This window comes from Pseudomonas sp. LW8 (genome assembly GCF_041956865.1).
In the GTDB taxonomy this organism is placed as follows: domain Bacteria; phylum Pseudomonadota; class Gammaproteobacteria; order Pseudomonadales; family Pseudomonadaceae; genus Aquipseudomonas; species Aquipseudomonas siliginis.
In genome coordinates this window covers 1,568,523-1,592,958 of the sequence record NZ_CP168138.1, presented here as the reverse complement: position 1 = coordinate 1,592,958, position 24,436 = coordinate 1,568,523, and the positions used below count along the sequence as shown (strand labels likewise).

The 24,436-nt window shown below is 59.8% G+C and carries 27 protein-coding genes; 7 read left to right on the top strand and 20 right to left on the bottom strand.

Going from position 1 to position 24,436, the window contains the following annotated elements; all coding sequences use genetic code 11:
- The first annotated feature begins 188 nt into the window (after positions 1-188).
- Together AB9L16_RS07240 and AB9L16_RS07235 are read left to right on the top strand one after the other, a co-directional pair.
- Entirely contained in the window at positions 189-1,628 is a 1,440-nt protein-coding gene (locus tag AB9L16_RS07240; protein WP_375123290.1) for a TIR domain-containing protein, read from the top strand.
- 437 nt (positions 1,629-2,065) lie between these two features.
- Positions 2,066-3,265 (top strand): MFS transporter, encoded by a 1,200-nt coding sequence (locus AB9L16_RS07235; RefSeq protein WP_122611605.1) that lies wholly within the window; start codon positions 2,066-2,068, stop codon positions 3,263-3,265.
- Between the two features lie 112 nt (positions 3,266-3,377).
- Here the strand turns inward: AB9L16_RS07235 and AB9L16_RS07230 are convergent, their stop codons facing one another.
- Positions 3,378-3,782 carry a type II toxin-antitoxin system HicB family antitoxin gene (locus AB9L16_RS07230; RefSeq protein ID WP_016771035.1) on the bottom strand — a complete coding sequence of 135 codons (405 nt, stop codon included), beginning with the start codon at positions 3,780-3,782 and terminating at the stop codon, positions 3,378-3,380.
- Positions 3,782-3,994, bottom strand: a complete 213-nt coding sequence (locus tag AB9L16_RS07225; RefSeq protein ID WP_041479616.1) for a type II toxin-antitoxin system HicA family toxin — start codon at positions 3,992-3,994, stop codon at positions 3,782-3,784. Before AB9L16_RS07225 ends, AB9L16_RS07230 begins: the two co-directional genes overlap by 1 nt.
- 184 nt (positions 3,995-4,178) lie before the next feature.
- On the opposite strand from AB9L16_RS07225, the gene AB9L16_RS07220 reads away from it, so the two are divergent.
- Both AB9L16_RS07220 and AB9L16_RS07215 read left to right on the top strand, forming a co-directional pair.
- Complete coding sequence (locus AB9L16_RS07220; protein WP_056783858.1) at positions 4,179-4,646, top strand: helix-turn-helix domain-containing protein; 468 nt, start codon at positions 4,179-4,181, stop codon at positions 4,644-4,646.
- Positions 4,643-5,218: a PIN domain-containing protein gene (locus AB9L16_RS07215; RefSeq protein ID WP_375123289.1), complete on the top strand. Its 576-nt coding sequence runs from the start codon at positions 4,643-4,645 to the stop codon at positions 5,216-5,218. The genes AB9L16_RS07220 and AB9L16_RS07215 overlap by 4 nt, the downstream gene beginning before the upstream one ends.
- A 45-nt stretch (positions 5,219-5,263) precedes the next feature.
- Here AB9L16_RS07215 and AB9L16_RS07210 read toward each other — a convergent pair whose 3' ends face one another.
- The 10 genes from AB9L16_RS07210 to ccmA form a co-directional block, all read right to left on the bottom strand.
- The gene (locus AB9L16_RS07210; protein WP_016771039.1) at positions 5,264-5,668 is read right to left on the bottom strand and encodes a hypothetical protein; all 405 of its coding nucleotides are present in this window, start codon (positions 5,666-5,668) and stop codon (positions 5,264-5,266) included.
- A gap of 25 nt (positions 5,669-5,693) precedes the next feature.
- Positions 5,694-6,893 carry a c-type cytochrome biogenesis protein CcmI gene (gene ccmI, locus AB9L16_RS07205; RefSeq protein ID WP_150741296.1) on the bottom strand — a complete coding sequence of 400 codons (1,200 nt, stop codon included), beginning with the start codon at positions 6,891-6,893 and terminating at the stop codon, positions 5,694-5,696.
- Positions 6,890-7,360 (bottom strand): cytochrome c-type biogenesis protein, encoded by a 471-nt coding sequence (locus AB9L16_RS07200; protein ID WP_041479621.1) that lies wholly within the window; start codon positions 7,358-7,360, stop codon positions 6,890-6,892. Before AB9L16_RS07200 ends, ccmI begins: the two co-directional genes overlap by 4 nt.
- Positions 7,357-7,893, bottom strand: a complete 537-nt coding sequence (locus tag AB9L16_RS07195; protein WP_016771042.1) for a DsbE family thiol:disulfide interchange protein — start codon at positions 7,891-7,893, stop codon at positions 7,357-7,359. The genes AB9L16_RS07200 and AB9L16_RS07195 overlap by 4 nt, the downstream gene beginning before the upstream one ends.
- Positions 7,890-9,878: a heme lyase CcmF/NrfE family subunit gene (locus AB9L16_RS07190; protein ID WP_056783848.1), complete on the bottom strand. Its 1,989-nt coding sequence runs from the start codon at positions 9,876-9,878 to the stop codon at positions 7,890-7,892. Before AB9L16_RS07190 ends, AB9L16_RS07195 begins: the two co-directional genes overlap by 4 nt.
- Positions 9,879-9,881: 3 nt before the next feature.
- Entirely contained in the window at positions 9,882-10,337 is a 456-nt protein-coding gene (gene ccmE / locus AB9L16_RS07185; RefSeq protein WP_016771044.1) for a cytochrome c maturation protein CcmE, read from the bottom strand.
- On the bottom strand, positions 10,334-10,510 hold the full coding sequence (gene ccmD / locus AB9L16_RS07180) for a heme exporter protein CcmD (RefSeq protein ID WP_071171457.1): 177 nt from the start codon (positions 10,508-10,510) through the stop codon (positions 10,334-10,336). The genes ccmE and ccmD overlap by 4 nt, the downstream gene beginning before the upstream one ends.
- Entirely contained in the window at positions 10,507-11,262 is a 756-nt protein-coding gene (locus tag AB9L16_RS07175) for a heme ABC transporter permease (RefSeq protein ID WP_038860475.1), read from the bottom strand. Before AB9L16_RS07175 ends, ccmD begins: the two co-directional genes overlap by 4 nt.
- 97 nt (positions 11,263-11,359) lie before the next feature.
- Positions 11,360-12,028 (bottom strand): heme exporter protein CcmB, encoded by a 669-nt coding sequence (gene ccmB, locus AB9L16_RS07170; protein WP_252869015.1) that lies wholly within the window; start codon positions 12,026-12,028, stop codon positions 11,360-11,362.
- Entirely contained in the window at positions 12,025-12,660 is a 636-nt protein-coding gene (ccmA, locus tag AB9L16_RS07165) for a cytochrome c biogenesis heme-transporting ATPase CcmA (RefSeq protein ID WP_073472746.1), read from the bottom strand. The genes ccmB and ccmA overlap by 4 nt, the downstream gene beginning before the upstream one ends.
- Before the next feature lie 197 nt (positions 12,661-12,857).
- On the opposite strand from ccmA, the gene AB9L16_RS07160 reads away from it, so the two are divergent.
- From AB9L16_RS07160 to AB9L16_RS07150, 3 genes are all read left to right on the top strand, one after another.
- The gene (locus tag AB9L16_RS07160) at positions 12,858-14,432 is read left to right on the top strand and encodes a flagellar hook-length control protein FliK (protein WP_375123288.1); all 1,575 of its coding nucleotides are present in this window, start codon (positions 12,858-12,860) and stop codon (positions 14,430-14,432) included.
- On the top strand, positions 14,429-14,758 hold the full coding sequence (locus tag AB9L16_RS07155) for an EscU/YscU/HrcU family type III secretion system export apparatus switch protein (RefSeq protein ID WP_041479625.1): 330 nt from the start codon (positions 14,429-14,431) through the stop codon (positions 14,756-14,758). Before AB9L16_RS07160 ends, AB9L16_RS07155 begins: the two co-directional genes overlap by 4 nt.
- A 152-nt stretch (positions 14,759-14,910) precedes the next feature.
- Positions 14,911-16,305: an RCC1 domain-containing protein gene (locus AB9L16_RS07150; RefSeq protein ID WP_375123287.1), complete on the top strand. Its 1,395-nt coding sequence runs from the start codon at positions 14,911-14,913 to the stop codon at positions 16,303-16,305.
- A gap of 142 nt (positions 16,306-16,447) precedes the next feature.
- On the opposite strand, the gene AB9L16_RS07145 is transcribed toward AB9L16_RS07150, so the two are convergent.
- The 8 genes from AB9L16_RS07145 to AB9L16_RS07110 form a co-directional block, all read right to left on the bottom strand.
- Positions 16,448-16,843: a DUF2802 domain-containing protein gene (locus AB9L16_RS07145; protein ID WP_016771049.1), complete on the bottom strand. Its 396-nt coding sequence runs from the start codon at positions 16,841-16,843 to the stop codon at positions 16,448-16,450.
- A gap of 1 nt (position 16,844) precedes the next feature.
- Positions 16,845-17,330, bottom strand: a complete 486-nt coding sequence (locus AB9L16_RS07140) for a chemotaxis protein CheW (protein ID WP_016771050.1) — start codon at positions 17,328-17,330, stop codon at positions 16,845-16,847.
- 90 nt (positions 17,331-17,420) lie between these two features.
- Complete coding sequence (locus AB9L16_RS07135) at positions 17,421-18,374, bottom strand: CheW domain-containing protein (RefSeq protein ID WP_056783836.1); 954 nt, start codon at positions 18,372-18,374, stop codon at positions 17,421-17,423.
- A gap of 91 nt (positions 18,375-18,465) precedes the next feature.
- Positions 18,466-19,254, bottom strand: coding sequence for a ParA family protein (locus AB9L16_RS07130; RefSeq protein ID WP_024012121.1), 789 nt, complete (start codon positions 19,252-19,254; stop codon positions 18,466-18,468).
- 43 nt (positions 19,255-19,297) lie between these two features.
- Positions 19,298-20,188 (bottom strand): flagellar motor protein MotD, encoded by an 891-nt coding sequence (gene motD / locus AB9L16_RS07125; protein WP_016771054.1) that lies wholly within the window; start codon positions 20,186-20,188, stop codon positions 19,298-19,300.
- Positions 20,189-20,200: 12 nt separating this feature from the next.
- The gene (locus tag AB9L16_RS07120; RefSeq protein WP_016771055.1) at positions 20,201-20,941 is read right to left on the bottom strand and encodes a flagellar motor protein; all 741 of its coding nucleotides are present in this window, start codon (positions 20,939-20,941) and stop codon (positions 20,201-20,203) included.
- Complete coding sequence (locus AB9L16_RS07115) at positions 20,941-22,086, bottom strand: chemotaxis response regulator protein-glutamate methylesterase (protein WP_056783833.1); 1,146 nt, start codon at positions 22,084-22,086, stop codon at positions 20,941-20,943. Before AB9L16_RS07115 ends, AB9L16_RS07120 begins: the two co-directional genes overlap by 1 nt.
- Before the next feature lie 49 nt (positions 22,087-22,135).
- The gene (locus AB9L16_RS07110; RefSeq protein WP_353188656.1) at positions 22,136-24,421 is read right to left on the bottom strand and encodes a chemotaxis protein CheA; all 2,286 of its coding nucleotides are present in this window, start codon (positions 24,419-24,421) and stop codon (positions 22,136-22,138) included.
- Between the last annotated feature and the right edge of the window lie 15 nt (positions 24,422-24,436).

The window sequence follows — 24,436 nt, the reverse complement described above, 5'->3', positions numbered from 1 at the left end:
CGTACAATAGGTTCTAGCATCGTAGACTTGACGTTTTTTTGTGAAGCAGCAACTATCGAATTAGAAACCAATGAGAGCTTTTGACTAATAGGTTATTGCTGTAACCAGAGAAAACCAATATGGTTGCTTACCACAAAGAATAGACGGATGTGGTACTGCTTACGGAAAAACTTAGGAGACGAACAAGGATGAAACCCAAACTATTTATAGGGTCTTCAGTGGAGGGACTGGAAGTCGCTTATGCAGTCCAGCAAAACCTCAATCATGAGGCAGAAGCAACAGTCTGGACGCAAGGTATTTTTGAGCTTTCAAAGAGCACGATGGACTCTCTGTCTGATTCAATGAGCAGCGCTGACTTCGGTGTATTCCTATTCACACCTGATGACATTACAACAATAAGAGAAAACACAAACAAAACCGCAAGAGATAATGTCATTTTCGAACTTGGACTTTTTATTGGAAAACTCGGAAGGGAGCGAGTTTTCTTTATAACTCCGGAAGATACAGAGCTACACATTCCAACAGACTTGCTTGGTATAACCCCAGGAAAATATTCACCAAATCGTTCAGACAAAAACCTTTCTGCCGCTACCGGAGCTGCATGTAATCAAATCCGAATACAGATAAAAAAACTTGGGAATCTTCACCCAATCGATGCAACAAAAAATACCGTTAACACTGAAAACAAGGAAGAAACTATAGACGACTGGGTGGCTGACTTCGCCATAGAAAACTACAAACTAGCGAAAAACAAACTTGAAAAACTAATAAAGACAAGTAGCGGTGAAAAACAATTAGAATACAAGACATGGAGCACCTATGCCGACCTATCCCTGGAATTAAAAGGCGCAAAAGAAGAACTTATCAAAATCTTTAACTCCAGTCATAATTTCGATAGCATCCAGAGTTTGATTCCTAAGATTTTTATCTGGTCGGGGTATTCAAAAATAGCGACGGAACTCGCGTCGAAGGCTTTTGAGCGCGCTCCAGAAAACGCAGTCATTATAGAATCTTTAGCCCATTGCTATGAGAATGAAGGGCTCTACGAAGAAGCAATTTCGACAATCTCAAACTCAACGCTCAGTACAACACCAAATCTCGCAATCAAGCTCGCCGCCCTACTAAAAAACTCAGATAACAACAAAGAATCACTTAAAACACTGTACAAATCATATAGGGAAAATCCTTCAGACACCTCAATAACTTATTCACTAGCGCTGGCCTTCCAAGAAACCAACTATAAAAAAGAAGCGCTTAGCTTATTTAGCGCGCTCGTCAACAGAGAGGATTCGAACGCGAACTACTGGGGTTACCTTAGTAATGCCTGTTTGAACCTAGACCTGTATGACAAAGCCATGTCAGCATGCAAAAAAGCAGTAGAAGTGTCACAATCAAAAACCTCATGGATACTATTCAACGTCGGAAACATGTTCAACAACAAGGGTTTCTACACTGAATCAATAGATTGGTTAAACCGTGGAATAATGCTATCGAAAAATGCGCCCTATGGTCACGAACGCCTCGCTACAGCTCTAAAAAACCAAAAAGATGAACAGGACAAATACGAAAAGAACGTCAAGGAAGGGCGAGCCCTAGTTAATAACTTTGAAATCAATGACCTCCAATAACAACGTATACAAAATGAAACCTTTTGGTTACCTACAAACGACGAATTAAACAATTGAGTCTTAACCCATCACATCGGCGGGGTCTTCCCCCTTCCCCGCCGAGATCGATTGCGTTGCCAGCGTGCTACCCGCGGTGTACGCTCGCTCGCACCCAGCAGGCTGATTAAGACAATCGTGCATTGTGGCGAAGCTGCTGACTAAACATCGCAACCTTCCAGTCATGAATGTAGAACCAGCCGATGCAAAAATAAGCACGCTATGGCGCAGGATGTAAGTGAACGTATACTCGACCTCCAACGGTCGGACGCAAGTTTCGCCTTGAATGGCCGTGGCCGTCATTACGCAAGCTGATAACTGATATCAACTGAACGCCACTTCTGCTAGTTCGGTTTGTCCATTAGCCTCTCCGCCTTACTGTGCCCGACCCGAGATCCCCTATGACCACCACTCCTCACGCAATGACCCGAGGCATGGTCCTGCTGTTCGCGTTCTGCTGCGGCGCCATCGTTGCCAACATCTACTACGCACAACCGATTATTGGCCTGATCGCGCCGGACATCGGCCTCTCCGACACCATGGCCAGTTTCATCGTCTCGCTGACGCAGATCGGCTATGCGTTGGGCCTGTTCTTTCTGGTGCCGCTGGGGGATCTGCTGGAGAACCGTCGGCTGATGATCATCACCACGGTCGTGGCGATCGCCAGTCTGCTTGGCGCCGCGTTCACTGAACAGCCGAACGTATTTCTGCTGATCTCGCTGCTGGTCGGCTTCAGCTCGGTGTCGGTGCAGATCCTGATTCCGCTGGCCGCGCATCTGGCGCCGGAAGAGTCCCGTGGTCGCGTGGTGGGCGGGATCATGGGCGGTTTGCTGCTGGGTATTCTGTTGGCGCGACCGGTGTCGAGCGTGGTCGCCGATCACCTCGGCTGGCGCGCCATGTTCATGATCGCCGCAGCATTGATGGCGGCTATCAGCGTGGTGCTGGCGCTGACCGTGCCCAAGCGCCAGCCAGATCACAGCGCTACTTATGGCCAATTGATCGGCTCGCTGTGGACGCTGCTGCGCCAGCAACCGGTGCTGCGTCAGCGGGCGTTTTATCAGGGCTGCATGTTTGCCACGTTCAGCCTGTTCTGGACCGCCGTGCCACTGGAACTTGCACGCAACCATGGCCTGTCGCAAAGCGAAATCGCCATCTTCGCCCTGGTCGGCGCCATCGGTGCCATCGCCGCGCCAATCAGCGGCCGCCTCGCTGATGCCGGTCACACACGCATCGCCTCGCTACTGGCCATGCTCTTCGCCAGCCTGAGCTTCCTGCCCGCCTTCATTCACCCGGCCTATAGCGTCATCGGCCTGGCCGTGACCGGCGTGGTGCTGGACTTCTGCGTGCAGATGAACATGGTCCTCGGCCAACGCGCGGTGTACTCGCTGGACGCGAAAAGTCGTGGCCGTTTGAACGCGCTGTACATGACCAGCATCTTCATCGGCGGCGCCTTCGGCTCGTCGGTGGCCAGCGCGGTGTACGAGCATGGCGGCTGGTTGTGGATCGTGATTGTCGGCAGCGTGTTTCCGTTGCTGGCGTTGTTGCGGTTTTTGAGTGCATCGCAAAACGCTGCGCTGGCGCAGCGAAAAGTCGCGTCCTGACGCGATGTCATAGTGGGAGCGAGCCTGCTCGCGAAGGCGGTGTGTCAGCCATAGATCAGTGCCTGACCTGACGCCTTCGCGAGCAGGCTCGCTCCCACAATTGGACGTACCTTCAATACCGAACCAGTTTCTCCATCGCCGCATCCGCCAGAAACGAGGAGCGGCTTTTGACGTTATGCTCGCGTACATAGCGATCAATACGCTGAATCACATAGCCGGGCAGCGTAACGTTGACCTTTTCGGTCTTGCCCAAGTACGGCGAGATATCCAGCTCCAGCATGCCCCAGCCCATCTCGGCAAAATCCGGATGATTGCGATGCGCCGCTGCCGAGGTCGGCATCGGAATCGCCTGACCGGCCGCCGCGATCTCCTGCAGCATGAGGTGAGCCACTTCCACGGCCGCGTTGTAGGCCTCCTCAAAGCTGTCCCCGGCCGTGACTGCGCCGGGAATATCGGGGATCTGAATACCGATGGCAGTGTTCTCGTCACCCCACTCGATGCAGATGGGATATTGCATTACGGATCTCCTTCATGACGGGTTGGCGGGCTGAATAACCCCGCGCGCCGCCGAATGCTTTTGACTGTCCCCAACGGTAAATCCTTTTTAGGATGCGGGACGGCAATCGTGTTCGGGTTGTAACGATGAGTGAAGATGTAATGACTGCCCGCAACCCGATCCAGCGTCCAGCCCGCCTCCTCCAGCTCCTTCATCAATAGCCTGCTCTGCACCAACCGCCTCCTTGGCCTGGCCCATTAAAAGTAACTCTAGAGTTATCTTTACTCAAGCACAGAATGGGACGGGGTGATGGTTGGTAGTTTTACAAAGTATTCCTGCACCAGTTTCGTTTATTGCGAATTTCGTTTAATTCGAATAACGTCGACACATCCTTCCATAGAATGCTGGAACAGTCTTATGACCACCGCTACTCCATCTGCCATCAATCTGCCTGTCGAACGAGAGGTCAAAGCCGCGATTGCAGGCCAGCGCGCCCTGAGCGCCTTCCTCACAACCGCTTTTGAAACTCAGCGAATCCAGATTTTTGATGAACAGAACGAAGCCCACAGCGTCGAGCTGCCAACATCGGCGTTGCGCTTGCTGAGCGATATCCTGGCGGCGCTGGCGCAGGGCAACGCTGTGAAGGTGGTACCGATCCACGCGGAGCTGACCACGCAGGAAGCTGCCGATCTGCTCAACGTCTCACGTCCGCACATGATCAAACTGCTGGAGAGCGGTGAGATTTCCTACCACAAAACAGGCAAGCACCGACGTGTGCGTTTTGCTGATCTGATGGAATATAAAACCCGGCGAGACACCGCCAGCGAGCAGGCAATGATGCTTCTCGCGGAGCAGGCACAGGCGCTAAGGACAGGATACGAGTGAGGCATTCCTCTTTCACTGCTGTGTACGATGCATGCGTTTTATATCCGGCCCCTTTAAAAGATTTCCTGATGTGGCTCGCGTTGTCAGGGCTGTATCGGGCTCGCTGGACTCAGGAAATACACCACGAATGGAAGCGTAACTTATTGAAGAACAGGTCCGACCTGACCCTCGAACAACTCGATCGCACATCGCAATTGATGGACCTGGCCATTCCAGACGCGTGTATCGATGGCTATGAAGACTTGGTGTCAGGCCTGACACTGCCTGATGAGAACGATCGCCATGTTCTAGCGGCCGCAATCCGATGCGGTGCCGATGTAATAGTGACGTTCAACCTGAAAGATTTCCCCACCCGTCACCTCGCGCCATACGGCATTGAAGCTCAGCACCCGGATGAGTTTGTGGAAAACCTTTTCCATCTTGATTCGGCTGCCGTCGTCGCTGCGGCTCAAAGCCAGCGACGGCAATTGAAAACGCCCAATGTGGAGGTGGACAAATATCTCGGCTTTCTCCAACGGCAAGGATTGGTCGAGTCGGTAAAGGCGTTAGGTAACTATCGTGCGATTCTCTGAAAATCAGACGCAAAAAAAACGGCGATCCCAAGATCGCCGTTTCTCTTACTGCCCGAATTTCTTGCCCAACCCCGGCGGGACGCCGTGGATGTTGGTGTCTTCCCACGGGCCGTTGGGGCTGACCGAGCGGCTCCAGCCGTTGTTCCAGCGGTAGTAGGTGCGCTGGCGGTAGAAGGTGTTGGTCTGGTCGTCGAGCACGTAGACGCCGAGCTTCTGGTCCCAGTGGCTGTTGCCGCCCGGTGGCGGGGCGAAGCTGGCCGAGGTGCGGGGCACGGGCTTGGCGGGTTTGGCCGGGATGCTCTTGCCGGGGCTCGGCGAGGTCGACGGGGTCGGGCTTGGCTGCGAGGGCGGGATTGGCGGCAGGCTGGTGGTCGGTTCCGGGCGTTGTACCGCACATGCACTCAAGCCCAGGGCCAGTGTGAGGACTGTGATGCGGGCGATGGTGTGCATGGCGGTGCTTTCCTGTTGGGTCCGGTTACTTGTCCGGGCTGTCGATAGTCAGTTTTTGTGGCGCGGTGGTGCTGCTGGCCACTGGGCCGCTGCGACCGATCCACTCACCGGCAGTCGGTTGACCGGCTCGTGAGATGCGCGCAACCAGTTGGACTTCAGGGAAGTTGGACAGTTTCAACTGCGGCATCATCGCGTCGGCATCGCCCAGTTCGACGGTCACCGGCAGGTCGGCGACGGTCAGGCGTTTGGCCGCCAGCGGCGCCGGTGGGCCAGAAGTGGCGCGGGCGAAGATGAACACGCTGTCGCCCGGTTGCACCTTGCTCTTGAGTTCGCTGGCCAGATCAACGCTGACTGTCAGCAATGCCGCTTTCGGCGCCGGTGCCTGGGCAACTTTGCCGCCGCTGGCTTTCAGGCGTTCGGCGGCACGCTCGATGCCGCCTTGCAGCGCAGCGCGAGAGTTGTCATCCGGCGGCAGTTGCGCGAGCAGGCGATTCCAGTAGTCGATGGCCTCCTGATAACGCTCGCCTTCGAACGCGGCGATGCCGAGCAGGCCGAGGCTGGTAACTTCCTTCGGATCGGCCTTCAGCGCTTCGTCGGTCAGTTTCTGAATCTGCTCCGACCACTTTTTACCGTCAGCAAAATACTGCGCCTGCGCCCACTGGCCGAGCAGTTCCGGCTGGCGACCGGCGAGGTTGGCGGCGCGTTCGAACATCTTCGCCGCGTCTGCCGGACGGTCCTGAGCCATGTAGGTACGGCCGAGGAAATACAGACCTTCAGCGGAATCCGGTTGTGCGGCGACCGCACGTTCCAGACGCTGGGTCATCTCTTCCATCGACTGCGGTGCCTGAGCGAATTCGCGGGTCAGTTCGACCTTGTCGGCGGCGCCGAAATGCAGGTACAGACCGAGACCCAGCACCGGTACCAACACGGCGGCCAGCAGCGGCAACGGCTTGCCCAGGCGGGAGACACGCGGTGCGGTGACGCCTTCGGTGTCAGCGAGCAATTCACGCGCGGCTTCTGCGCGGCCGCTGTCCAGTTGCGCGGCGTCGAGCACGCCTTCGGCCTGCTGCGCTTGCAGCTCGGCAACCCGTTCCTGGTACAGCGCGACGTTCAACGCGGTGCGATCTTCTTCCCGCTGAGCGCGGCGTTCGCGCAGTACCGGGATCAGCAGAAAACTCAGGGCGACCAGAAGCAACAGCCCTGCGGCGAGCCAGAAATCAATCATTCTTGGTTTTTATCCAACAGTTGGTCGAGGCGCTGACGTTCTTCGGCAGACAGCGATGACGGCGTTTCGGCGCGTTGCCCGCGACGCCTGCGCACGATCAGCACGATCACCACGAAACCACCGAGCAGCAGAGCGGCCGGGCCGAACCACAGCAGCGCGGTCTTGGCATTGAGCGCCGGTTTGTAGCGGACGAAATCACCGTAGCGATCGACCATGAAGTCGATGATCTGCTGATTGTCCTTGCCCTCGCCGAGCATGCGGAAAATCTCCTTGCGCAGGTCGGCGGCGATCGGCGCGTTGGAGTCGGCAATGTCCTGGTTCTGGCACTTGGGGCAGCGCAGTTCCTTGGTCAGTTCGCGAAAACGCTCGCGGTCGCCCTCTTTGGCAAATTCGTAGGTATCGATGGCCGCGTGGGCGACACCGGCCAGGCTCAAACCCAACACGACCGCAGCGAGAAAACGCTTCATGGCTTGGCCTCATCGACCAGCGCCTGATACTTGGCCGCGAGTTTTTCGCGCCAGACCTGCTCGTCGATCACCCCGACGAACTTGTCGCGGATGATGCCTTTGGCGTCGATAAAGAAGGTTTCCGGCGCGCCGTAGACACCGAGGTTGAGGCCCAGCGAACCCTCGTCGTCACGAATATCCAGCGCATACGGATTGTGGAACTCGGCCAGCCATTTCAAGGCGTCGGCATTGGTGTCCTTGTAGTTGATGCCGTAGATCACCACGCCGCGCTCGGCAAGTTTGTTCAGCACCGGATGCTCGACCCGGCAGGAAATGCACCAGGTGCCCCAGACATTGACCAGCGCCGGTTTGCCGAGAATGTCGGCCTTGGTCAGCGTCTTGTCACCCTGCACACTCGGCAGGGAAAACTCCGGGAATGGCTTGTTGATCATCGCCGACGGCAGCTCCGCCGGATCCAGGTACAAGCCGCGATAGAGAAACACCGCCACCAGCAGAAAAATCGCCAACGGCAACAACATCAACCAACGCCTCATGCCGCCGCTCCCGTCATGCCCAGCGCTTCGCGCACTTTGCTTTTCACCTTGACCCGATAACGCCGATCCAGCGCCGCCAGCAAACCACCCAATCCGGTCAGCAAGCCGCCGAACCAGATCCAGCGCACGAACGGTTTGACGTGAACGCGCACGGCCCAGGCGCCGTTATCCAGCGGCTCGCCGAGGGCGACGTAGAGATCGCGAGTGAAACCGGCATCGATCCCGGCTTCGGTCATCACCGAGTTCTGCACGGTGTACAGACGCTTTTCCGGGTGCAGCACGCTGATTTCCTCGCCGTCACGAATGACGCGGATGGTGCCTTTGTCCGAGGTGAAATTCGGCCCTTCGAAATGCTTCGCGCCCTCGAAGACGAATTGATAGCCGGCCAGATCCATCGACTCGCCCGGCGCCAGACGCAGGTCGCGCTCGGCACTGTTCTGGCTCGACAACACTACGCCCAGCGCGCACACCGCGATGCCGAGGTGAGCGATCTGCATGCCCCAATAGCTGCGGGTCAGCGTCGGCAAACCTTTGATCAGGCCTTTGTGGCGAGTCTTGTCGAACAGATCGCGCACGCCGGCGAGCAACACCCACGCCGCCAGCAGGAACGTCGCAATCACTGCCCAGTTGAAATCGCCATAAGCCACGCCGGCCACCACGGCCAATGCGACGCTGCCGAGCAGCACCGGAGTGAGCATGCTCGCCAGCCATTTCACTGGTGTGTCCTTCCAGCGCACGATCACGCCGATCGCCATGACCAGCATCAGCAACGCCATCAACGGAATGAACAACGCATTGAAGTATGGTGGGCCGACCGACAGTTTGGCGCCGCTGATGGCATCAAGAATCAGCGGATACAAAGTGCCAAGGAGGATCATCGATGCAGCGACGACCAGCACCAGGTTGTTGCCCAGCAGCAAGGTTTCCCGTGACCAAAGATTGAACCCGACCTGACTTTTCACCACTGGCGCGCGCAGGGCGAAAAGGGTCAGCGAACCGCCCACCACGAACAGCAGGAAAATCAGGATGAACACACCGCGCTCGGGATCCGAAGCGAAGGCATGCACCGAAGTCAGCACGCCCGAGCGGACGAGGAAGGTGCCGAGCAGGCTCAACGAAAAAGCGGCAATCGCCAGCAACACCGTCCAGCTCTTGAACACGCCGCGTTTCTCGGTGACCGCCAACGAGTGAATCAACGCGGTGCCGACCAGCCATGGCATGAACGAGGCATTTTCCACCGGGTCCCAGAACCACCAGCCGCCCCAGCCGAGTTCGTAATACGCCCACCACGAACCGAGGGTGATGCCGATGCCGAGGAAGGCCCAGGCGACGATGGTCCATGGCCGCGACCAGCGCGCCCACGCCGCATCGAGACGCCCGCCGAGCAGCGCGGCGATGGCAAACGCGAACGCCACGGAGAAACCGACATAGCCCATGTACAGCATCGGCGGATGCACGATCAGGCCAATGTCCTGCAGCAAAGGATTGAGGTCGCGACCGTCGGCGGGAATCTGCGGCAGGATCCGCGAAAACGGGTTCGAGGTAAGAATCAGGAACAGCAGGAAACCGGTGCTGATCATGCCCATCACCGCCAGTACCCGGGCGAGCATGACTTGTGGCAACTGTCGGGAGAACACCGACACGGCGAAGGTCCAGCCGCCGAGGATCAACGCCCACAGCAGCAGGGAACCTTCGTGGGCGCCCCACACCGCACTGAATTTGTAGTACCACGGCAGCGCGCTGTTGGAGTTCATCGCCACGTAGCCGACCGAGAAATCGTCGGTCATGAACGCATAGGTCAGGCAGCCAAAGGCAAACAGCAGAAAGGCAAACTGGCCCCACGCAGCCGGTTGCGCCAGGCTCATCCACAAGCGGTCGCCGCGCCACGCACCGAGCATCGGCACCAGCGCTTGGACCAGTGCAAAACACAGCGCGAGGATCATCGCCAAATGGCCCAGCTCGGGAATAAACAGTGCAGCAGCCATCGATCAACCCTCCTTCACAGGCGTCGGTGCGGATTGACCGCTGTCCTTCAGCGCTTTGGTCACTTCCGGCGGCATGTACTTCTCGTCGTGCTTGGCCAGCACTTCATCGGCGACCACCACGCCATCGGCGTTGAGCTTGCCGAGAGCGACGATGCCCTGCCCTTCGCGGAACAGATCCGGGAGGATGCCGCGATAGGCGATGGTCACGGATTTGTTGAAATCGGTGACGACGAATTTGACGTCCAGCGAATCCTTGGAGCGTTGCAGCGAACCGGCCTCGACCATGCCGCCGGCGCGGATGCGCGTGTCCTGCGGCGCTTCGCCGTTGGCGATTTGCGTCGGCGTGTAAAACAGATTGATGTTTTCCTGCAACGCGCTCAGGGCCAGGCCGACAGCAGCGCCCACTCCGACCAGAATCGCCAGAATGATGATCAGACGTTTTTTGCGCAGCGCATTCACTTGCCGTTCTCCCGGCGCAGCCGACGCGCCTCTTGTTGCAGATAACGCTTACGCGCCGCAATCGGCGCCACCACGTTGAGGGCCAGCACCGTCAGGCAGATGCCGTAGGCCGACCAGACATACAGGCCGTGATGGCCCATGGCGAGAAAATCGCCGAATGAAGCAAAACTCATCGCGCCGCCTCCAGACTCTGCTGCACTTCGGTCTTCACCCAACTGGCGCGGGCCTCGCGCTTGAGCACTTCCAGCCGCATGCGCAGCAACAGCACGGCGCCGAAGAAGCAGTAGAAACCCAGCACCGTCAGCAGCAGCGGCAGCCACATTTCCGCTGGCATCGCCGGTTTTTCCGTGAGGGTGAACGTCGCGCCCTGGTGCAGGGTGTTCCACCACTCCACCGAGTATTTGATGATCGGAATGTTGATCACGCCAACGATCGCCAGCACCGCGCAGGCCTTGGCGGCGCTGTCGCGGTTGCTGATGGCATTGCCCAGCGCGATCACGCCGAAATACAGAAACAGCAGAATCAGCATTGAGGTCAGGCGCGCATCCCACACCCACCACGAGCCCCAGGTTGGTTTGCCCCAGATGGCCCCGGTGACCAGCGCCACGGCGGTCATCCACGCACCGATCGGTGCGGCGCATTGCAAAGCGACGTCGGCCAGTTTCATCTTCCACACCAGCCCGACTACGCCGCACACCGCGAGCATCACGTAGATCGACTGGGCGAGCATCGCCGCTGGCACGTGGATATAGATGATGCGAAAGCTGTTGCCTTGCTGGTAATCCGGCGGCGCGAACGCCAGGCCCCAGACCACGCCAACGCCGATCAGCAGCAACGCTGCAATGCTCAACCACGGCAGGAACTTGCCGCTGATGCCGTAGAACCACTTGGGCGAGCCGAGCTTGTGAAACCAGGTCCAGTTCATACTGTTTCCGTCACGGTTGCCGCTCATCATCGCGAGCTGGCAGAGGGTCATGCCTTTCTTCTGGAAGAAGTGGTCAATTTTTGACCAGGCCTCATTATTATTCGCCGACGCTGATCTTCAGGCCAGCGGCTATTGCAAAGGGTGTCAGGGTGATCGCCAGCGCTGTGAGGCTGGCCATCCACAACAAGTATCCGGTCGCCGGCATGCCTTGCAACGCCGCTTGCAACGCGCCACTGCCAAGGATCAACACCGGGATGTACAACGGCAGAATCAGCAGCGCCAGCAACAGCCCGCCGCGCTTCAGGCCGACCGTCAGCGCAGCACCGACTGCACCGAGCAGGCTCAACACTGGCGTGCCCAACAGCAGCGACAACAGCAGCACCGGCAGGCACGCGGCCGGCAAACCGAGCATCAACGCCAGCACCGGCGACAGCAGCACCAGTGCCAGACCGGAGAACAGCCAGTGTGCCAGCACCTTGGCCAGGACCAGAAGCGGCAGCGGGTGCGACGAAAGGACCCACTGTTCCAGCGAGCCGTCTTCGAAGTCACTGCGAAACAATCCGTCCAGCGAAAGCAGGACCGACAACAACGCCGCCACCCAGACTAACCCCGGGGACAGGTTTTGCAAGACTTGAGTTTCCGGGCCGACGGCCAGCGGGAAAAGGGCAATGACGATGGCAAAGAAAATCAGCGGATTGGCCAGCTCCGCCGGGCGGCGGAACAGCAGGCGCGATTCGCGGGCAAGCAGCAGGCCGAAGACACTCATACCGCCCATTTCCCCAGATCGATGTCGCGATAACCGGCCGGCATGCGGCTCAGGGTGTGGTGGGTGGTCAGCACCACCAGACCGCCGCGTTCGCAGTGGCCGGCCAGATGCTCTTCCAACTGAGCGACACCCTGCTTGTCCAGCGCGGTGAAAGGTTCATCGAGAATCCACAACGGCGGGCTGTCCAGATACAACCGCGCCAGCGCCACACGGCGCTGTTGACCGGCGGAAAGGCTGTGGCAGGGAACGTCTTCGAAACCGCGCAATCCTACCGCTGCCAGCGCCTGCCAGATCGCCTCGCGTTCGGCGGGATGATGCAGGGCGCACAGCCACGACAGGTTTTCTTCGGGAGTGAGCAGATCCTTGATCCCGGCAGCGTGGCCGATCCACAACAGGTTTCGCGCCAGTTCGCTGCGTTGCTCGGTCAGCGGCTGACCGTTGAGCAGCACCTGGCCGTCGGTGGGTTGCATCAAACCGGCGAGCAGACGTAAAAGACTGGTCTTGCCGCTGCCGTTGGGGCCGCTGATCTGCACCATGTCACCACTGGCCAGGCGCAATTCGAGGTTTTCGAAAAGCAGCCGCAGATCGCGTTCACACGCCAGGGCAACGGTTTGCAGGACAGGACTGGTCAAGGGATCACGGGCCTTATACGGTTCAAGTCGGCTCTAGAGCGGCCGTTAAAGAGATGCAGCATAGATGCTTTGATCGCTCGATCTGGCGAGCTGGATCAAACAATTGCCAGGTTTTTTGAACGAAGCGCACGACGCGCGGCATTATACATGCCGTGCCTTACTCTCAAGAGCGCAATTTCCTCAGGTTGTGTCCGCGTATGACAGGCGAAATGAACATCCTCCCGCTGCCGCCCACCGTGCCGGCGAGCGCTCGCCCGCAGACGGGTGAACTGCTCAAGCTGCTGACGCCGGTCGAGGGCTTGATCGGCGCGGGGCAAAGCGCCAAGGCCGAGGTGTTGTCGCTCAAGCAGGCTGATCAGACCTTTGAATTGCTGCTCAAAGTGACCCTCGACAGCGGTCGCCAGACCACCGTGCAGGCCAGCAGCAACCTGCCGTTGCCACAGGGCACCAACCTGGCGATCACTCAGCCCTCGGCCGGCAATCTGGCGATCACCGTACAACAAGCGATTGCCAGCAGCGTCGCCACCCTGACCCGCATCGATACCGCGCAATTGCCCGCCGGCACCCTGCTGCAAGGCAAAGTCGTGACCTCGCAGGCCCTGCCGCAGACGCCGGGGCAAGCGGCGGTATTTCGCTCGATGGTCACTCTGCTCAACACCGCATTGAGCGGCAGCACCTTGACCGTCGACAGCCCGCAACCGCTGCGCATCGGCACCTTGTTGTCGGCGCAGGTGCAGGATGCGCAAACCCTCAAATTCGTGCCGCTGAGCAGCCGCCAGGAACAACTGGCGGTGAGTCAGCAATTGCTCGGTCAGCAAAGTCGTCAGGGCTCGCTCGATGGCCTGCTGAAGATGTTGCAGAACCTGCCGCCATCCAGCGATCAGACTTCGGCCGATCTGCGCGCGGTGGTCGACAAGCTGCTTGCCAGCCTGCCGGACGTACAGCAAATGAGCACCGCCAAAGGCGTGGCGCTGGCCCTGGCCAACAGCGGCGCGTTCCTCGAAGCGAAATTGCTCGGCGGACAAAACCCGACTCTCGCCCCGGACATGAAAGCCGACCTGCTAAAACTGATCGCGCAACTGACTCCGGGCCTGCCGAGCAACACCAATTTCAATGCGATCATCGCCGCCAATACCCTGGCCCAGGCACTGCCGAGTTTCGTCCGGAACGCCCTCGGCACCCTCGGCCAGGTCAGCGCCAAACCGGTGCCGAGCAGCTTCCCGTTGCCCGAACGACTGCTGGCGAAACTGGAAGGCGAAGGTGATCTCGAACAACTGCTGCGCCTCGCCGCCGCAGCGGTGTCGCGTCTGCAAAGCCATCAGTTGTCGAGCCTGGAACAGACCGGCGTCACCGACGATGGCCGCCTGCTCAGCACCTGGCAGCTGGAAATCCCGATGCGCAACCTGCAGGACATCGTGCCGCTGCAGGTCAAATTCCAGCGTGAAGAAGCGCCGGAGCGGGAGCCGCAGCCGCATGAACGCCGCGATGAACGCGAAGCCAAACAGCAACTGTGGCGCGTCGATCTGGCCTTCGATCTGGAACCGCTCGGGCCGATGCAGATTCAGGCGCAACTGATCGCCGGCAGCCTGTCCAGCCAGCTGTGGGCTGAGCGGCCGTACACCGCCGACCTGATCGAAAACAATCTGTTTGCCTTGCGCCAGCGCTTGCTCGATTCCGGGCTCAACGTCGGCGACCTCGACTGCCACCACGGCACCCCGCCGCAAGGCAACCAAACCCGCCTCGAACACCGCTGGGTCGACGAAACCGCATGAACGATTCCACTGCTCCACGCCAGGCTATCGCCCTCAAATATGACGGCAACCACGCCCCGACGCTCACCGCCAAGGGCGACGAAGAACTGGCCGAAGAAATCCTGCGTATCGCTCGCGATTACGAAGTGCCGATCTACGAGAACGCCGAACTGGTGCGCCTGCTGGCGCGGATGGAACTGGGCGACAGCATTCCCGAAGAGCTCTATCGCACCATCGCCGAGATCATCGCGTTTGCCTGGAATCTGAAGGGCAAATTCCCCGAAGGACAAGACCCGAACGCGCCGATGGTCGAGAAGGACATCACCGCGCGCGGGGATGACTACTGAGCCGCAGTCGCAGTCTCTTCTGCGCCCTGCCATATACCGTTTGTCGCTACTGTCAGGTCTGACAGTAGCGCATGCCCGATCCCGCAGCGCTTGATTACGGACCAGACCTGACCAGGTTGCCCGCAGGTCCACAATCTTGAGGGATTGATTCCATGCCAAACGAGAAAGATGAATTGCCCCTGAAGATAAACGCTGAAGGCGGACTGCTGGTCATGGGCGCACGCGGCAATCGGGGTGGTCTTGGCAACTTCTACACGCGCAGCTGGCGACTTGTAGCGCTGGACGCCTCAACGCTCAAACCGTTGAACGTCACGTGGCAGTATGTTGGAGACAAGCAGCCAGCCACTGGTAGCGAATTTTTCGATGTCCGGCCTTATGAGGAACTGGTCGTCTGGTCGGGCAAGAAACGGATAACCCTGAACCCGTCAAACATTATCGGTACATCATTCGCCCTGTGCGCTGTTTTGGACAGCCGGGCAGTCCATGCATGGGGTCACGTCGATGGCGGCGGCACTTTGCCGGAACCGGTAAGAGAAGCGCACGACGTCGTAGAGTTGTCGGCGGGGATGAGAGCCTTTGCGATTCGGCGCGCGCAAGGCAATGTCCTCGCTTGGGGACTTCAGCCCAGCGGGACCGTCCCCGAAGATATCGCACAGCTGAATACGGTTGTCGCGGTGTCGGGAAGCACTTATGTTTTCGTAGCCCTTCTTGAATCGCGCAAGCTTGTCGCATGGGGCATGCCCGAGATGGGAGGCGCACTTCCGCCCGAAATCGCCGATTTGACCGATATCATGCAAGCGTCGGGTGGCCAGTATGGTTTCGCCGCGCTGCGCAGCACTGGCAACGTCGTCTGTTGGGGCTATCATGACCATTCAGCGCAGCTGCCGGACGATATCGCGTTGCTCACCGACATAACCAGACTGGCTTGCTCGACTCATGCTTTCGCAGTACTGAGCGACAATGGCCAAGTGCGCGCATGGGGGCATGAATCGCTTGGAGGCCAAGTGCCGTCGGACATCGCAGCGCTGAGAGATATCGTCGACCTGGCCAGTAACAGCTCAGCTTTTGCAGCACGCAGAAGCAATGGCGCACTGGTCGTATGGGGACATATGCCGGCCATTCCAGAAGAGATTGCCAGTCGCAACGACATCGTCCACGTCATAGGCTCCGGATCCGGATTTGTCGTGCTGTGCGGGGATGGCTCAGTGCACGCTTGGGCTACCCTCCCCAGCGATATCGTTAACATTCCGCCAGACATTCGCCAGTTGAGAGACATTGTCGCCATTAATGCCAACCAAGACGCGGTCGTAGCATTGCGCAGCAACGGCGTGGCAGTTGCGTGGGGAAGAGAGAACGGCGGCGGCGATACCAGCGCAGTTGCCCATTTGCTCACTGACGTGCGTGCTGTGTACGGAGGAGGCGATACCTTCGTGGCACTCAGGGCAGATCGTCGGGTAGTGGCCTGGGGCAACGCCGACTTCGGCGGTAACGGTGAGCAGAAAGCCCTGTATCAACTGATCAGTTACACAAAAACTTCGGCGAGCTGATCCGGACAACTGCGGATCGCTATGCCTGCGATGCAATCGAGAAAAAAGATCGCAGCCTTCGACAGCGCTTACACGAGATTTATGCAGGCGCTGCCTCCGATGCGATCTTTTGATCTTGCTTGCCGCTTGAAGCTTGAAGCCCCTAGCTGCCCTTGTGCAACTTGCGCATCAACTCCGCCTCAGCCTGGGTCAAGCCGCACGACTGAGTCAGTTCATCGACGCTGGCGCCCATGCCCACCAGTTTCGCCGCCTGGGCGAATGACAGGCTCGACGGGTCGCGTTGTTCCAGTGCAACGATCTTGTCCGGCAACGGGCTTACCACCGCGCGCAACTCGTGCAGGGCCTCGCCCATGCGCACGTTGCCGTTCTGGTAGTCGTCGACGCGTTTGGCCAGTTCCTTGATGCGCTGATCACGCAGCGCATCACCCTGGGCCTGCTGTGCAGCGATCACTCGCTGCGCCTTGATGTACGAGACGAACATCGCCAGCGTGCCGGCCCAGAACAGGAACAGAACAATTACCGCAACCTCGAGAATCAAATCAGATGCTCTCCAGTTCCGACCATTCTTCTTCGCTCATCATCTTGTCCAGCTCGACCAGAATCAGCAGTTCGTTGTTCTTGTTGCACACGCCCTGAATGAACTTGGCCGATTCTTCGTTACCGACGTTCGGCGCGGTTTCGATTTCCGACTGACGCAGGTAAACCACTTCGGCCACGCTGTCGACCATGATGCCAACGACTTGCTTGTCGGCTTCGATGATGACGATACGGGTGTTGTCGCTGATCTCGCCGCTGTGCAGGCCGAAGCGCTGACGGGTGTCGATCACGGTGACCACGTTACCGCGCAGGTTGATGATGCCCAGCACGTAGCTTGGCGCACCCGGTACCGGCGCGATCTCGGTGTAGCGCAGCACTTCCTGCACGCGCATCACGTTGATGCCGTAGGTTTCGTTATCCAGTTTGAAGGTCACCCATTGCAGGATCGGATCTTCAGAACCTTTTGCATTCGACGCCTGACTACTCATACCCTGACCCCTCGAAAAAACCGCCCCGGGCGGTGTGTGTTCTGTGTGGTGGCATTGGAAAATGCCATCGCCTGATTGTTATGTCGGCTGCTATGTCGGTTTATGTAGCGGCTTGTTGCCACTCAAGTGCTTTGCCCCGCCGCTGGCGATCAACTCGGCCAGTGCGGATACGTCAAGCAATGCACACATGTGCTCGATCACGGTGCCGGCGAGCCATGGCCGCTGACCCCGGTGACTTCTCCATTTGATTTCATTCGGGTCCAGGCGCAACGAGCGGCTGACCTGATGCACTGCCAGCCCCCACTCGTAACCTTGTACCGAAATCACGTATTGCAGGCCCTGACGGAAGTCATCGCGGTAACGATCCGGCATGACCCAGCGCGCGGTGTCCAGAACTTTCAGGTTGCCAGCCTGGCTCGGCAGAATGCCGAGGAACCACTCCGGCTGACCAAACAGCGGCGTCAGCTCGTGGCCGGCCAGCGAATAGATCGAGCCGAGGCACACCAGCGGCACCGCCAGGGTCAGCCCGGCAACGTCGAACAGCAAGCATTCGAAAGCATCGGCAGCCCAGGCCGGACGGCCATCGGGTTCGACCGGTGGCGGCGGGTTGTTCGGTGGCAGGTGCACTTCGACCAGCGGCGGGACCAGCACCTGCGGTTCCGCCACTGGCGGCGCGGGCTCTGGCTCCGGCTCGGGTTCCGGCACGGTCAATAATTGTGTTTGCAGCAGCGGCGCCAAGGTCGACAGCGGCGCGCGCGGTTCGTCGATCAGCGCGACTGGCGCTTTGGCCACGGGGGCAGCAGCGGGCGCGGCAATCGGAGCGACGGATTTCTGCGCATCGCGGGCCTGCTCCTCCAGCACCGCTGCCTGGAACTCGTCCATGGCCTCGGTGCTTTCCACCACTTCAGGCTGCGCCTGTTCGACGACTGGCGGCGGCGCTTCGACCGGCGCAGGCAAGTCCTCGGGCAGGTCGAGCAACAGGTCTTCCAGATAGGACTGCAAGGCCTGTTGCGGACGTGACGTGAGTTTCACTGGGCGGTTCATCGGTGATCAACGCCAGGCAGGGAAACCGCGTCGTCTGCTTCGCGAGCAGGCTCGCTCCCACAGGGTTCGGGCAAGCGAATAAAGATCATGCTCAGGCCACCTGCGGAACAAGTTGCTGCGCGAGCAGGTGCTTGAGCAGTGCGCGGTAGGCCAGCACGCCACGGCTCTTGCCGTCGAATTGCGAAGGCGTGACGCCGGCCCGGCTGGCGTCGCGCAGACGGGTATCGACCGGGATGTAGCCGTGCCAGATGTCGTCGGGAAATTTGTCACGCAGCACGCGCAAGGTGCCCATCGACGCCTGCGTGCGGCGGTCGAACAGGGTCGGCACGATGCTGAACGGCAGCGGTTGTTTGCGCGAGCGATTGATCATCGCCAGGGTGTTGACCATGCGCTCCAGACCTTTCACGGCCAAGTGCTCGGTCTGCACCGGGATCACCAGTTGCTGGCTCGCCGCGAGAGCGTTGACCATCAGCACACCGAGCAACGGCGGGCTGTCGATGATCGCGTAATCGAAGTCCTGCCACAGTTGCGCCAGACTCTTGGCGATCACCAGACCCAGGCCACTCTGCCCCGGCGACTGCCGCTCAAGGGTGGCCAGTGCGGTGCTCGATGGCAGCAGGGAAATGCGTTCGTCGCTGGTCGACAACAGCAACTGCCCCGGCAGGCCTTGCGGCACGCTGCCCTTGTGCAGAAACAGATCGTAGTTGCTGTGCTCCAGGCTGTCGGGGTCGTAACCGAAATAGCTGGTCATCGAGCCGTGCGGGTCGAGATCGACCACAACCACGCGCTTGCCCGCCTCGGCCAGCAATCCGGCTAAAGCGATGGAGGATGTGGTTTTACCAACACCACCCTTTTGATTGGCGACTGCCCAGACTCTCATTCAGTTCGTTCCTCCCGGCCAGGTTGATTGGCCGAGACATGCTTCAGCGTGTTAATGCGGGCGACGGAGAATTGACGGCACTCTCGCGTCCCGGCGTCTTGACCGGGGTCGGTGCAGTTTGTGTGCCAGCGCGCTTCAACGCCGCGTCCGGTTGCGCATTGGCGGTTCCGGTGCCCGTCAGGCTGCGGCGCACATCGAGATTGCGCGACACCACCAGCACCACTCGACGGTTCTTCGCCCGGCCTTCGACCGTGGCGTTATTGGCCACCGGCTGGAATTCGCCGTAGCCCACCGACGCCAGTCGCCCAGGGTTTACGCCCTGCATGGCGAGCATGCGCACGATGCTCGCCGAGCGCGCCGAGGACAGTTCCCAGTTGGTCGGGTACTGCGCGGTGCGGATCGGTTGATCGTCGGTGAAGCCTTCGACGTGGATCGGGTTATCGAACGGTTTGAGGATCGCCGCGACCTTGTCGATGATGTTGAACGCGATGTCGCTCGGCATGGCATCGCCGCTGCCAAACAACAGGCTGGAATTGAGCTCGATCTCGACCCACAACTCGTTGCCGCGCACGGTCATCTGGTTGGAGCTGATCAAGTCACCGAAGGCGGCACTGATGTCATCGGCGATGCTTTTCAGCGGATCGCTGGCCCCGGAAATACCGGCGTCGACCTGTTCGGCATCCTTGACCAGCGGCTTGGCCGGGGTCACGGTTTTCGGTCGTTCGTCGCCGATCGGAATCGGCTTGAGCGAGCGATCGGAGTCGGTAAACACGCCGATCAGCGCTTCGGAAATGACTTTGTATTTGCCTTCGTTGATCGACGAGATCGAGTACATCACCACGAAAAACGCGAACAGCAAAGTGATGAAATCCGCGTAGGACACGAGCCAGCGCTCGTGATTGACGTGTTCTTCCTGGTGGCGACGACGAGCCATGAGGTTATTCCCTTAGTCCATGAAGCCTTGCAGCTTCAACTCAATGGAACGAGGGTTTTCACCTTCGGCGATCGACAGAATTCCTTCCAGCAACATTTCGCGATAACGCGACTGCCGCAACGCGATGGACTTGAGCTTGGCCGCGACCGGCAAGAGGATCAGGTTGGCACTGGCCACGCCGTAGATGGTCGCGACGAACGCCACGGCAATCCCGTTACCCAGTTGCGACGGATCGGCGAGGTTGCCCATCACGTGGATCAGGCCCATCACCGCACCGATGATGCCGATGGTCGGCGCGTAGCCGCCCATGCTTTCGAACACCTTGGCCGCTTCGATGTCGCGGGATTCCTGAGTGTAGAAATCCACTTCGAGAATGCTGCGAATGGCTTCCGGCTCGGCGCCGTCGACCAGCAGTTGCAGACCTTTGCGCGAGTAGCTGTCAGGTTCGGCGTCGGCCACGCCTTCGAGGCCGAGCAGGCCCTCCTTGCGCGCCGTCAGGCTCCAATTGACCACGCGGTCGATGCCGCCGGCCAGGTCGACACGCGGCGGAAAGAAGATCCAGCCGAGAATCTGCATGGCGCGCTTGAACGCGCTCATCGGTGATTGCAGCAGCGCGGCACCGACCGTGCCGCCCAGTACGATCAACGCCGCCGGGCCGTTGGCCAGCGCGCCAAGGTGACCGCCTTCAAGGTAGTTGCCGCCGATGATGGCGACGAACGCCATGATGAGGCCGATTAGGCTGAGAACATCCATCAGATACACGCCTCGACGATGTGCTTGCCGATGTCGTCCAGACCATACACCGCGTCAGCCAGATCGGCTTTGACGATGGCCATCGGCATGCCGTAGATCACGCAGCTAGCTTCGTCCTGCGCCCACACCGAACTGCCGCCCTGCTTGAGCAGACGCGCGCCTTCGCGGCCGTCGGCGCCCATGCCGGTCAGCACGACTGCCAGAACTTTGTCGCCGTAGGACTTGGCTGCAGAACCGAAAGTGATATCCACGCACGGCTTGTAATTCAGACGCTCGTCACCCGGCAGAATCTTCACCGCGCCACGGCCGTCGATCATCATCTGCTTGCCACCCGGCGCCAGCAGCGCCAGGCCCGGACGCAGGATGTCGCCATCCTCGGCTTCCTTGACGCTGATACGGCAGAGCTTGTCGAGACGTTCGGCAAACGCTTTGGTGAACGCCGCCGGCATGTGCTGGATCAGCACGATCGGCGCCGGGAAGTTCGCCGGCAACTGCGTCAGTACGCGTTGCAGCGCGACCGGGCCACCCGTCGAGGTGCCGATGGCAACCAGTTTGTAGGCTTTGCGTTTCGGAGCCGGCGACGAAGCGCTGGCAGCGGATGCACGGGCAGGCGCAGGCGCAGGTGCCGGACGTGCCGGGACAGGGCTGCTGTGGCTCGTGTGGCTGCCGTAGCTCGACGCTGCCGGAGCAGGCGTCGGCGCTGGCGCAGCGGCGGGAGCCGGCGCGCTGTAGGCACTGAAACGACGATTGCTGCGCGAGATGCTGTGGACTTTCTCGCACAGCAGCTGCTTGACCTTCTCGGGGTTGCGCGAGATGTCTTCGAAATTCTTCGGCAGGAAATCCACCGCGCCGGCGTCCAGCGCATCGAGGGTTACCCGCGCGCCTTCATGCGTAAGCGAGGAGAACATCAACACCGGGGTCGGGCAGCGCTGCATGATGTGCCGCACTGCCGTGATGCCGTCCATCATCGGCATCTCGTAGTCCATGGTGATCACGTCAGGCTTGAGGGCCATGGCCTGATCGATCGCCTCTTTACCGTTGGTGGCCGTACCGACCACCTGGATGCTCGGATCCGCCGAAAGAATTTCCGAGACGCGGCGGCGGAAAAAACCCGAATCGTCCACCACCAGGACTTTGACTGCCATAAACACTCCATTAGGTGCAGCGGCGCGTCATCGCGCCGCCACCCCGGATTCAAATACGCTTTGTGGCGTAACGCTTGAGCATGCTTGGAACATCGAGAATCAGCGCAATGCGGCCGTCACCGGTGATGGTGGCGCCGGACATGCCCGGAGTTCCCTGGAGCATTTTGCCCAATGGCTTGATGACCACTTCTTCCTGGCCGACCAGTTGATCGACGACGAAGCCGATGCGCTGAGTGCCCACCGAAAGAATCACCACATGGCCTTCGCGCTGCTCTTCGTGAGCGGCGGAGCTGACCAGCCAGCGCTTGAGGTAGAACAATGGCAGCGCCTTGTCGCGCACGATCACCACTTCCTGACCGTCGACGACGTTGGTGGTCGACAGGTCGAGGTGGAAGATTTCGTTGACGTTGACCAGCGGGAACGCAAACGCCTGATTGCCCAGCATGACCATCAGCGTCGGCATGATCGCCAGGGTCAGCGGCACCTTGATGACGATCTTCGAGCCTTGGCCCTTGGTCGAGTAGATGTTGATCGAACCGTTGAGCTGGGAAATCTTGGTCTTCACCACGTCCATGCCGACACCACGGCCGGACACGTCGGAGATCTCGGTCTTGGTCGAGAAACCCGGGGCGAAAATCAGGTTGTAGCACTCGGTATCGCTCAGGCGATCGGCGGCGTCCTTGTCCATCACACCGCGTTTTACCGCGATCGAACGCAGGACGTTCGGGTCCATGCCTTTGCCGTCGTCGGAGATCGACAGCAGGATGTGGTCGCCTTCCTGCTCGGCCGCCAGCACCACGCGACCGCCACGGGCCTTGCCCGATGCTTCGCGTTCTTCCGGCGACTCGATGCCGTGGTCGACGGCGTTGCGCACCAAGTGGACCAGCGGGTCGGCGAGGGCCTCGACAAGGTTTTTGTCGAGGTCGGTTTCTTCGCCCACCAGTTCCAGGTTGATCTCTTTCTTGAGCTGACGCGCGAGGTCGCGAACCAGACGCGGGAAGCGCCCGAAGACCTTCTTGATCGGCTGCATCCGCGTTTTCATCACGGCGGTCTGCAGGTCAGCGGTGACCACGTCGAGGTTCGACACGGCCTTGGACATGGCTTCGTCGCCGCTGTTGAGGCCCAGACGCACCAGACGGTTACGCACCAGCACCAGCTCGCCGACCATGTTCATGATCTCGTCGAGCCGCGCGGTGTCGACGCGCACGGTGGTTTCCGCTTCGCTGGCCGGCTTTTCTGCCGGGGCAGCAGCTGGCGCGCGGGCCGGAGCCGGTGCAGCAGCGGCGGCCGGTTTCGGCGCCTCGGCTTTCGGTTCAGGCTTGGCGGCAGGCTTCGGCGCAGCAGCGGCAGCCGGAGCTTTCGCCGCTGGCGTGGCGACGCTCGACACGGAGCCGGCAGTCGCAGCGCTGGCGTCAAACTTGCCTTTGCCGTGCAGTTCGTCGAGCAGCGATTCGAATTCGTGATCGCTGATCAGGTCACTGCCGGCCGCAGCGGCTGCCGGTGCAGCAGGTGCTGACGGGGCCGAAGCGATGGCCGATTCCAGCGCGTCAACGGCGAAGTTGCCCTTGCCGTGCAACTGATCGAGCAAGGCTTCGAATTCGTCGTCGGTGATGTCCGAGCTGTCGCCAGCAGCAGGCGCGGCCGGAGCAGCCGGCGCTGCTGGTGCCGCCGGAGCGACCGCATCGACAGCAAACTGGCCCTTGCCGTGCAGCTGATCGAGCAGCGATTCAAATTCGGCGTCGGTGATTTCATCGCTGGCCGCCGTGTCGGCAACCGGCGCGGGCGCCACAGCAGCGGCCGGAGCCTCAGCCTGGGCCTTGACGGCATTCAGCGAGTCCAGCAGTTGTTCGAATTCGTTATCGGTGATGTCCTCCGAGGAGTCGCTTTCAACAACCAGGTCTTCGATCATCTCGGCAACCGGCGAAGCCGGGGCTTCATCCGCCGATTGCGGTTCGGCCAGACGCGCCAGCGCGGCCAACAGTTCCGGCGTGGCAGCGGTGATCGGTGCACGCTCACGGACTTCGCTGAACATGCTGTTCACTGCGTCCAGTGCTTCGAGCACCACGTCCATCAGTTCTGCATCAACGCGACGCTCACCCTTGCGCAGGATGTCGAACACGTTTTCGGCGATGTGACAGCACTCCACCAGCTCATTGAGCTGAAGGAAGCCGGCGCCCCCTTTTACAGTGTGGAAACCGCGAAAAATTGCATTGAGCAGATCTGCATCATCCGGGCGGCTTTCCAGCTCGACCAGTTGTTCGGACAGTTGCTCAAGAATCTCGCCGGCCTCAACCAGGAAATCCTGAAGGATCTCTTCATCGGCGCCGAAGCTCATTAATGGGGTGCTCCT